Annotated in this window: 11 protein-coding genes; 6 read left to right on the plus strand and 5 right to left on the minus strand. The window is 73.1% G+C overall.

The genetic code is table 11. The annotated features are described in order from the left end of the window. Nucleotides 1–426: DUF6542 domain-containing protein (locus RZ50_RS04985; protein WP_217680270.1), on the plus strand; the 426-nt coding region annotated here is incomplete at its 5' end. A gap of 77 nt (nucleotides 427–503) precedes the next feature. Here RZ50_RS04985 and ppgK read toward each other — a convergent pair. Together ppgK and RZ50_RS04995 are read right to left on the minus strand one after the other, a co-directional pair. Then, entirely contained in the window at nucleotides 504–1,250 is a 747-nt protein-coding gene (ppgK, locus tag RZ50_RS04990) for a polyphosphate--glucose phosphotransferase (RefSeq protein ID WP_196949166.1), read from the minus strand. A gap of 190 nt (nucleotides 1,251–1,440) precedes the next feature. Further along, entirely contained in the window at nucleotides 1,441–2,415 is a 975-nt protein-coding gene (locus tag RZ50_RS04995; RefSeq protein ID WP_196949167.1) for a 4-hydroxy-3-methylbut-2-enyl diphosphate reductase, read from the minus strand. 109 nt (nucleotides 2,416–2,524) lie between these two features. Here RZ50_RS04995 and RZ50_RS05000 point away from each other — a divergent pair, with 109 nt between their 5' ends. Further along, a complete protein-coding gene (locus RZ50_RS05000; RefSeq protein WP_196949168.1) occupies nucleotides 2,525–3,883 on the plus strand; it encodes an APC family permease in 1,359 nt (452 codons plus the stop codon). Nucleotides 3,884–3,893: 10 nt separating this feature from the next. Then, entirely contained in the window at nucleotides 3,894–5,111 is a 1,218-nt protein-coding gene (gene xseA, locus RZ50_RS05005) for an exodeoxyribonuclease VII large subunit (protein WP_196949169.1), read from the plus strand. A 24-nt stretch (nucleotides 5,112–5,135) separates the two neighbouring features. Here xseA and RZ50_RS05010 read toward each other — a convergent pair whose 3' ends face one another. Beyond that, entirely contained in the window at nucleotides 5,136–5,624 is a 489-nt protein-coding gene (locus RZ50_RS05010; RefSeq protein ID WP_196949170.1) for a GNAT family N-acetyltransferase, read from the minus strand. A gap of 94 nt (nucleotides 5,625–5,718) precedes the next feature. On the opposite strand from RZ50_RS05010, the gene RZ50_RS05015 reads away from it, so the two are divergent. Next, complete coding sequence (locus tag RZ50_RS05015) at nucleotides 5,719–5,976, plus strand: exodeoxyribonuclease VII small subunit (protein WP_196949171.1); 258 nt, start codon at nucleotides 5,719–5,721, stop codon at nucleotides 5,974–5,976. 127 nt (nucleotides 5,977–6,103) lie between these two features. Beyond that, nucleotides 6,104–6,706, plus strand: a complete 603-nt coding sequence (locus tag RZ50_RS05020; protein WP_196949172.1) for a malonic semialdehyde reductase — start codon at nucleotides 6,104–6,106, stop codon at nucleotides 6,704–6,706. 74 nt (nucleotides 6,707–6,780) lie between these two features. Here RZ50_RS05020 and RZ50_RS05025 read toward each other — a convergent pair whose 3' ends face one another. Beyond that, the gene (locus tag RZ50_RS05025) at nucleotides 6,781–7,317 is read right to left on the minus strand and encodes a DUF4245 domain-containing protein (protein ID WP_308271409.1); all 537 of its coding nucleotides are present in this window, start codon (nucleotides 7,315–7,317) and stop codon (nucleotides 6,781–6,783) included. Nucleotides 7,318–7,532: 215 nt separating this feature from the next. Here RZ50_RS05025 and glpX point away from each other — a divergent pair, with 215 nt between their 5' ends. Further along, nucleotides 7,533–8,573, plus strand: coding sequence for a class II fructose-bisphosphatase (gene glpX / locus RZ50_RS05030; protein WP_196949173.1), 1,041 nt, complete (start codon nucleotides 7,533–7,535; stop codon nucleotides 8,571–8,573). Between the two features lie 130 nt (nucleotides 8,574–8,703). On the opposite strand, the gene RZ50_RS05035 is transcribed toward glpX, so the two are convergent. Beyond that, nucleotides 8,704–9,132: a WhiB family transcriptional regulator gene (locus tag RZ50_RS05035; RefSeq protein ID WP_308271411.1), complete on the minus strand. Its 429-nt coding sequence runs from the start codon at nucleotides 9,130–9,132 to the stop codon at nucleotides 8,704–8,706. Between the last annotated feature and the right edge of the window lie 565 nt (nucleotides 9,133–9,697).

The raw sequence follows: 9,697 nt of genomic DNA on the forward strand, positions 1-9,697 counted from the left end.
CGGTCGCCGGGGCGGCGGCTCCGGGTGTACGGGCGGCGCCGGACCGGGCGGCCGACCCGGCTGACCGCCGTCGGCACCGGCGTGCTCGCCGTCCTGGCGACGGCCGCGTTGGCGGGCCTGGACCGGATGCTCTTCGGCGACCTGGGCTGGCTGTTCGGCGTCGGCTACCTGGCCGTCTGCTTCCAGCTCGCCGTCCGGGTCCGCTACGCCGACCTGCTGGCCGCGCCGATCGCCGGGCCGATCGCCTTCGCGCTGGCGCTGCTGCTGTTCGCGCCGGTCGGCTCCCCGGGCGTCACCGCCCGGCTGGTGACGCTGGCGACCGGGCTGGCACTGCGGGCCGGCTGGCTGTTCTCCGGCACCGGGCTGGCCTCGCTGATCGTGCTCGCCCGCTTCGTCGCCCAGCGCCGGATCCAGCGCTCCCGCTGACGTCCACCCCGCCGACGTCCACCGCGACCGCTCCCGCCACCCCGGCCGGGCCCGTCAGCCCGCCCACCCGGGGCCCGTCAGCCCGCGGCCCGGGCCGCCGCCATGGCGGCCCCCACGATGCCCGCGTCGTTGCGCAGTTCCGCCGGCACCACCCGCGCCTCGCGCTCCTTCAGCAGCGGCAGGAACTTCTCGTGCTTGCGGCTCACCCCGCCGCCGATCACGACCAGCTGCGGTGAGAACAGCATCTCCACCAGGTCCAGGTACTCGTCGACCCGCCCGGCCCACTGGCCCCAGTCCAGCCCGTGCCGCTCCTTGGCGGCGGAGGAGGCCCGGCGCTCGGCGTCCTTGCCGCGCAGTTCCAGGTGGCCCAGCTCGGTGTTGGGCACCAGCGTGCCGTCCACGAAGAGCGCGCTGCCGATGCCGGTGCCGAAGGTCAGCACCAGGACCACGCCGGACTGGTCCCGCCCTGCGCCGTGCGAGATCTCGGCCAGCCCGGCCGCGTCCGCGTCGTTGAGCATGGTCGCGGGCATGCCCAGCGCCTCGCGGAACAGGCCCTCGGCGTCCAGGCCGATCCAGCCCTTGTCCACGTTGGCCGCGGTCCTGGTGTGCCCGCCGACCACCACGCCCGGGAAGGTCAGGCCCACCGGGCCCTGGTGGTCGAAGTGGCGGACCACCTCGCACACGGCGGCGACCACGGCCTCGGGCTCGGACGGCTGCGGGGTGAGCACCTTGTGGCGCTCCTCGGCGAGCACGCCCCGAGCGAGGTCGACCGGGGCCCCCTTGATGCCCGAGCCGCCGATGTCCACGCCGAATACCGCCGTCATCACGTCCACCCTCCGCCGTGGCCGGGGACCCGCTTGTCCACAGCCTGTGCACAAACCTACGAGAGGGCGCCTGCACCCGCACAGCGGAAAACGGCGAACACCGGCGAAGAGCGGCAAAGAGCGGGCAGGACGGGCCGAACAGGCGGAGAACCCGGCACCCCACCGGGGCGCCGGGTTCTCCACAGCAGGACTACAGCTTGCCCGCGGCCTCGGCGCGCAGGTCGCGGCGCAGCTCCTTGGGCAGCGAGAAGGTCAGGTGCTCCTCGGCGGTCTTGACCGTCTCGACGGTGTCGTAGCCGCGCGCGGCCAGGAACTCCAGCACGCCCTCGACCAGGATCTCCGGCACCGAGGCGCCGCTGGTCAGGCCCACCGTGGTGACGCCCTCCAGCCACTCCTCACGGATCTCCTCGGCGAAGTCCACCAGGTGGGCGGCCTTGGCGCCGTACTCCAGGCCGACCTCGACCAGGCGGACGGAGTTGGAGGAGTTCTTGGAGCCGACCACGATCAGCAGGTCGGTCTCGGGGGCCAGCTGCTTGACCGCGACCTGACGGTTCTGGGTCGCGTAGCAGATGTCGTCGCTGGGCGGGCTGACCAGCCCCGGGAAGCGCTTCTTCAGCTCGCCGACGGTGGCCATGGTCTCGTCCACGGACAGCGTGGTCTGGGACAGCCAGACGACCTTGGACTCGTCCCGCACCCGCACGTTGGCGACGTCCTCGGCACCGTCGACCAGGTGGATCCGGTCCGGGGCCTCGCCCATGGTGCCGACGACCTCCTCGTGGCCCTCGTGGCCCACCAGCAGGATGTCGTAGCCCTCGTCGGCGAAGCGCACGGCCTCCTTGTGCACCTTGGTGACCAGCGGGCAGGTGGCGTCGATGGTGGCGAGCCTGCCGGCCCGGGCCTCGTCGTGGACGGACGGGGCGACCCCGTGCGCCGAGAAGACGACGATCGAGCCCTCGGGCACCTCCTCCGTCTCGTCGACGAAGATCGCGCCCTTCCTCTCCAGGGTCTGCACCACGTACTTGTTGTGGACGATCTGCTTGCGGACGTAGATGGGGGCCCCGTACTGCTCCAGGGCCTTTTCCACGGCGATCACGGCGCGGTCGACACCCGCGCAGTAGCCCCGGGGGGCGGCGAGCAGGACACGGCGCTGCGCGGTGTTGGACATGGCTCCATCGTACGGGCGGCCGGGAACCGCACGACCCCGGGCAAGGAGCCGCGCCGACGGCGGGCACTTTCCGGGCGGAGTCGATCGGAAATGCTCAAATGTGGTGCCTATGAGCTCTGTGAACGGGCAGACGACGCCCGGCGGTCTGCGCCGCAGTCTGGGCGTCCGCGATCTGATGGTCTACGGACTGCTGTTCATCGCCCCGATGGCCCCGGTCGGCGTCTTCGGGGTACTGGACGCCAGGAGCCACGGCGCGGTGGCCACCGTCTACCTGGTGGCGACCGTGGCGATGGGCTTCACCGCCTTCTCGTACGCCCAGATGGTGCGCGCGGTGCCGCGGACCGGCTCGGTGTTCGCCTACGCGCGGGCCGGGCTGGGCGAGGGGCCGGGCTTCATCGCCGGGTGGATGGCGATGCTGGACTACCTGCTGATCCCCGCGGTGGCCTACCTGTTCTCCGGGATCGCGCTGAACTCCCTGGTGCCGGACGTCTCGCGCTGGGTGTGGACGGCGCTCGCGGTGGTGGTGACCACCGCGCTCAACCTGATCGGGGTGCGGACGGCGGCGGTGGTCGGCCTCGCGGTGCTGGCGATGGAGATCGCGGTGCTCGCGGTGTTCGTGGTCGCGGCCGTGGTGGTGCTGGCCCAGGACGGCGCCCGGCGCGGCTGGGACACCCCGTTCACCGCCGTCGGGGACTTCTCGCTGACCGCGGTGATCTCCGCGGTCTCCGTGGCCGTCCTCTCCTATCTGGGCTTCGACGCGATCGCGACCTTCGTCGAGGAGGCGGTCGGCGCCTCGGCCGCGGTGGCCCGGGCGGTGCTGTGGTGCCTGGCGCTGGCCGGGGTGCTGTTCGTCGCGCAGACCTACCTGGCGGCGCTGCTGGAGCCGATGGGCCCGCAGCAGCTGGCCGCCGACCCGGCCGCGCAGGGCTCGGCCTTCTACGACACCGTGGAGAGCGGGGTCGGCCACTGGCTGCACGTGCTGGTGGCGGCCAGCAAGGCGATCGGCGCGGCCTTCGCGGCCCTGGCCGGGCAGGCGGCGGCCGGGCGGCTGGTCTTCGCGATGGGCCGGGAGGGGCGGCTGCCGCGTGTGCTCGGCTCGGTCGACGCGGGCAGCGCGGTGCCGCGCCGGGCGGTGCTGACGGCCGCGGTGATCACCATGGCGGCGGCGGTCTGGGCGGCCAACCGTGACGACGGGCTGGACCAGCTGACCTCGGTGGTCAACGTGGGCGCGCTGACCGCCTTCGCGCTGCTGCACGCCTCGGTCGTCGGCTGGTACGCCGTGCGGCACGGCTCCCGGGACGTGCTGCGGCACGTGGTCGTCCCGGTGCTGGGGATCGCGGTGATCGGGGCGGTGGTCTACGAGGCGTCGACGACCGCGCAGATCGTCGGGGCGGTCTGGCTGGCGGTCGGCCTGGCGGTGCTCGCCGTCCAGGGCGCCACCGCCGGAGGTGTCGGCGGACGCCGCTAGTGTCGTACGCATGGCCAACACCAGCTCCCCCGAAGCCCCGCTCCCGGTCGCCAAGGTCTCCGCGCTGATCGGCGGCTGGATCGACCGGCTCGGCGCGGTGTGGGTGGAGGGGCAGATCACCCAGCTCAGCCGGCGGCCGGGTGCGGGCGTGGTGTTCCTGACCCTGCGCGACCCGCAGGCGGACGTCTCGCTCACGGTGACCTGCTTCCGCTCCGTCTTCGACCAGGTCGCGGACGTGGTGCAGGAGGGCGCGCGGGTCGTCGTGCACGCCAAGCCGGAGTGGTACGCGGCGCGCGGGCAGCTGTCGATGCGCGCCTCGGAGATCCGGCCGGTGGGCCTGGGCGAGCTGCTGGCCCGGCTGGAGCAGCTGAAGCGGCGGCTCGCCGGGGAGGGCCTGTTCGCGGCCGAGCGCAAGCGGCGGCTGCCGTTCCTGCCGCAGTGCGTCGGGCTGGTCACCGGGCGCGGCTCGGCGGCCGAGCGGGACGTCCTGGAGAACGCCCGGCGGCGCTGGCCGGCCGTGCGCTTCGAGGTGCGCAACGTCCCGGTGCAGGGGGTCAGCGCGGTGGAGCGGGTGAGCGCGGCCGTCCGGGAGCTGGACGAGCACCCCGAGGTGGACGTGATCATCGTGGCCCGCGGCGGCGGCAGCGTGGAGGACCTGCTGCCGTTCTCGGACGAGGGGCTGGTGCGGCTGGTGGCGGCCGCCCGTACGCCGGTGGTCAGCGCGATCGGGCACGAGCCGGACCAGCCGCTGCTGGACTTCGTCGCGGACCTGCGCGCGTCCACTCCGACGGATGCGGCCAAACGGGTGGTTCCGGACGTCGGCGAGGAGCTGGCCAAGGTCCGCCAGCTGCGCGACCGCGCCCGCCGGCACGTGCTGGCCCGGGTCGAGCGCGAGCAGCAGGGGCTGGACGGGCTGCGCAGCCGTCCGTCCCTGGCCGCCCCGCACCGGATGCTGGACGGGCGCGGCCAGGAGGTGGACGGCCTGCTGGAGCGGGCCCGGCGCACCCTGCGGCACCGGCTCGACCACGCGCAGAGCGACCTGGGGCACACCCTCGCCCGGGTGGTCGCGCTCTCCCCGGCGGCCACCCTGGAGCGCGGCTACGCGGTGCTGCAGCGGGCGGACGGCACGGTGGTGACGGATCCGGCGCAGGTCACGGCCGGGGAGGGGCTGCACGCCCGGGTGGCGGGCGGCGGCTTCGGCGTCACGGTGGAGCCCCGGGAGTCGTAGCAGGAACCCCGTGGGGCCGGGAGTTCAGTAGGAGCGCTGGCGGGACAGCGCGGTGGAGTGCTCGCCGAAGCCGAGGCTGCGGTAGAGCGCCTCGCCGCCGCTGCTGGCGTGCAGGTCGATCCGGCCGACCCTGCGGGTGTCGAACCAGTCCAGCAGCGCCGCGGTGCAGGCCCGGGCGTGGCCGCGCCGCCGGTGGCCGGGGTCGGTGCAGATGTTGAAGACGAAGCCGAACAGGCCGTCCGGGTTGCCCGGCGAGGGCAGCCGCTGCTCCAGGGTGCCGACGGCGCAGGCCGCGAGTCGGCCGGGATGCTGCGGGTCGTCCACCACGAAGGAGGGCATGGTCAGCTCCTCGGCCGGGACGGCCAGGCGCTCGCGCAGCACCCGCTCGGCGGTGCTCTGCCAGGGCCCGGGGCCGGCCAGGGCGGTCATGGCGGGCATCGCCTCGAACATCAGGTTGCGCAGCCGGACGAGCTCGGGCGCGTCGGCCGGGACGGCGGGTCGGACGTCGTTCATGCGGCGGAGGCTAGCCCCGCCGGGCGGCCCGCCGCACCCGGGTTTCGGCGTACCGGGGGCGGTTCTGTCGGCGCCAGCCCCTACGCTGGCACGCATGGCAGAGCAGCAGGAACAGCAGGCCGCGGCGGCACCGACCCCCGACGACGCGCTGGGCTACGAGCACGCCCGGGACGCACTGCTGGAGGTGGTCCGGCAACTGGAGAACGGCGGGACGTCGCTGGAGGAGTCGCTGGCCCTGTGGGAGCGCGGCGAGCAGCTGGCGAAGGTGTGCCAGCGCTGGCTGGACGGCGCCCGGGCCCGGCTGGACGCCGCGCTGGCCGCCGAGGAGGACGCGGGCCCCGGCGGGGAGTGACCTCCGGGGCAAGTGATGCGGGTCACAGTCGCTTGGGGAATCGTTGAATCTTCACCTATGTTGGAGGAAGTGATCGGCCGCGGCCGGTCACACCGACGAACCCCCCTCCCGCATGAGGTGCACAAGCATGACCACCGACGCCCTGGTACTCGACGCCGCCGCTCAGGACCTGCTCTTCCGTGAGGCTCGCACCGCGAACACCTTCACCGACGAGCCGGTCTCCGAGGAGCTGGTCCAGGCCATCTACGACCTGGTCAAGTACGGCCCGACCGCCTTCAACCAGCAGCCGCTGCGCGTCGTCCTGGTCCGCTCGGCCGAGGGCCGCGAGCGCCTCGTGCAGCACATGGCGGACGGCAACAAGGCCAAGACCGAGACCGCCCCGCTGGTCGCCATCCTGGCCGCCGACAACGAGTTCCACGAGGAGCTGCCGAGCCAGTTCCCGCACTTCCCGCAGGCCAAGGACGTCTTCTTCTCGGAGCGCAGCGTCCGTGAGCAGTCCGCCGCGCTGAACGGCGCGCTGCAGGCCGCGTACTTCATCATCGGCGTGCGCGCCGCCGGCCTGGCCGCCGGCCCGATGACCGGCTACGACGCCGAGGCCATCAACAAGGAGTTCTTCGGCGAGGGCGACCACTCGGTGCTGGCCGTGGTCAACATCGGCAAGCCGGGCGACGACGCCTGGTTCCCGCGCTCCCCGCGCCTGGAGTACGACCAGGTCGTCACCACGGTCTGATCGCTCCCCGCGACGGCGAAGGGCCCGCACCGGTTCGTCCGGTGCGGGCCCTTCCGCGTGCGCGGGGCCCGGCGCTACTTGAGCGCCTGGGCCAGCTCGGCCAGCTCCTCGTAGGAGGCGGTGCCGGTGATCAGGGTGGTCGCCGAGCCGGTCTGCTCGACCAGCGCGCGGCCCTTGTCGCCCTGCACCCGGTCCCAGGTGCGCCCGGCCGCCTCCGAGGTGCCGTCCGGCCGGCCGCCCGCGACCTTGCCGCCCAGCAGCTTGTCGCGGGGGACGTCGGCCTGCTCGACCGCCGCGTACTGGCCCGACGGCGTCACGAAGCCCAGGTGCCAGGCGTTGCCCCCGCCGGCGTTGATGTCGGCCGGCGTGTAGCCGACCGAGGTGGCCCGCCACTTGTCGGACAGACCGTCCGGGGAGAGCAGCTGATACGGCGCGGCGCGCTTCGCCGAGGCCGCCGCCACCTTGTACTCGACCACGTGCACCGGGTCGCTGTCGGCGTCGTGCGGGAGGAACAGGTACCCGATCCAGACGACGAAACCGACCGCCAGCATCGACAGGACCATGTCCCGTACGGTCTGCCGACCCCTCATGCCCTTGCTCTGTGCAGCCACCCCCACATGGTGACTCATCCACATCCCGACCCGGCCACCCGGGGTGGCCACGTACGGGTGAAACGGGATGAACCGGTCGTTTCCGCCACCTGGTGGGGACCCGCGCCACAGACAGTCATCTCGTGGGCAGATACGATCGCAATACCCTCACCACGGCGTTCGACCAGGCAGTAGTCGGGCGCTTACTGGCCGTCGCGTACAGAGAGGTAACGACGATGACCACGCAGTACCCGCACCACCTCCCCAGTGCCCTGGAGGTCGCGCCGGAGGCTCCGGACCGGAACCTCGCGCTCGAACTCGTCCGGGTCACCGAGGCGGCCGCGATGGCCGCCGGCCGGTGGGTCGGCCGCGGCGACAAGAACGGCGCCGACGGCGCAGCCGTCAAGGCGATGCGCACCCTCGTCTCGACCGTCTCGATGAACGGCGTGGTCGTCATCGGGGAGGGCGAGAAGGACGAAGCCCCGATGCTCTACAACGGCGAGCGGGTCGGCGACGGCACCGGCGCCGAGTGCGACGTCGCGGTCGACCCGGTGGACGGCACCACGCTGACCGCCAAGGGCATGAACAACGCGGTGGCCGTCCTGGCCGTCGCCGACCGCGGCACCATGTTCGACCCCAGCGCCGTGTTCTACATGGACAAGCTGGTGGCCGGCCCCGAGGCCGCCGAGTTCGTCGACATCACCGCCCCGCCGGCGGTCAACATCCGCCGGGTCGCCAAGGCCAAGGGCAGCGCCGTCGAGGACGTCACCGTCGTCGTGCTCGACCGCCCCCGCCACGACGGCCTGGTCCGGGAGATCCGCGAAGCGGGCGCCCGGATCAAGTTCATCTCGGACGGCGACGTGGCCGGCGCCATCATGGCCGCCCGCGAGGGCACCGGCGTCGACCTGCTGATGGGCATCGGCGGCACCCCCGAGGGCATCATCGCGGCCTGCGCCATGAAGTGCATGGGCGGCGTGATCCAGGGCCGGCTGTGGCCCAAGGACGAGGCCGAGCGGCAGAAGGCCCTGGACGCCGGGCACGACCTGGACCGGGTGCTCACCACCGACGACCTGGTCAGCGGCGAGAACGTGTTCTTCGTCGCCACCGGAATCACCGACGGCGAGCTGCTGCGCGGCGTGCACTACCGCTCGGAGACCGCCACCACCAGCTCGCTGGTGATGCGCTCCAAGAGCGGCACCATCCGCGAGATCAACTCCACCCACAAGCTGTCCAAGCTGCGGGCCTACAGCGCGATCGACTTCGACCGCGCCAACTGACCGGCACCGGGCGGCTCCGGGCAGCTCCCAGCAGCCCCGGGCAGCTCCGGGCGCGGCCTCGGCGGAATCCCCCTCCGCCGAGGCCGCGCCCCGTTCCGGCCGCCGTGCCGACCGGGTCTTCGACCTGGCGTCACCCGGCTATCCGGCGCCGGGGAACGGCCGCCCGGGCCGCCTCGCGCAGCTCCGCGTCCCGACGGCGGCGCCGGGCCAGCACCACCCGCCGCTCGGCGGCCGTCAGACCGCCCCAGACCCCGTACGGCTCCGGCTGGGCCAGCGCGTGCTCCCGGCACTCCAGCAGCACCGGACAGCGGGCACACACCTGCTTGGCCTGCTCCTCGCGCGACAGTCGGGCCGCCGTCGGCTCCTTCGACGGCGCGAAGAACAGCCCCACCTCGTCCCGCCGGCAGGCCGCACCGGTGTGCCAGGGGTTGTCCTCGGCGGTGGTGGTGACGGTGGTCGCGGGACCGCCCGGGGGCTGCGGGCGGACGGCCGGACGGCGCTCCAGCAGCCGCGCGGCGGCGGCTGGCGAGGTGGTGCGGGACTCGATCGGATGCAGCACTGCCGTACTCCTGACGAGGCTCTCGGACACGGGGAACCACGCTCCCCTGCCCGGCTGCGAGCCCCCGCTGTTCTGACCCGGACCGGCCGCTGGGCCGCCTCCGGTGCGCAGCCGTACGAGAAGCGATGTGCGGAAGGAACTACCCCGCCCGGCCTCGATTCATGCACACTGCACGCAATCGACTACGGAGTGCACCGAACGCAACGCCGAGCGCCCGACCGGGAGTTGATCCCCGGCCGGGCGCTTCGCAGGTCAACCCCGGTCAGTCGGTCCTACGTTGTTGGTGGGTTGGACGGGCCGTCGTAAGGTCCAGAGATCCAGAGACATCGGGTATGGCTTTCAGTCGGTTGCCCTTGATGGCCTACGTCACCTGGCCGCCCGGTGTCTCACGACGACTCGACCGCTGATTAGGAGCTGCGAGCCCCTCGGGTGCATCGCTGAGTAGGACCACGCTGGCGAGGTCGTCCGGACGAGCAGCACGCATCGAACGACCGGAGGAACAGGTGGCCCAGATCTGGGCGGGCACGGACATCGGCAAGACCCACCACCACTGCGTGGTCCTGGA

This window comes from Kitasatospora sp. SUK 42 (genome assembly GCF_015776785.2).
Lineage (GTDB): Bacteria > Actinomycetota > Actinomycetes > Streptomycetales > Streptomycetaceae > Kitasatospora.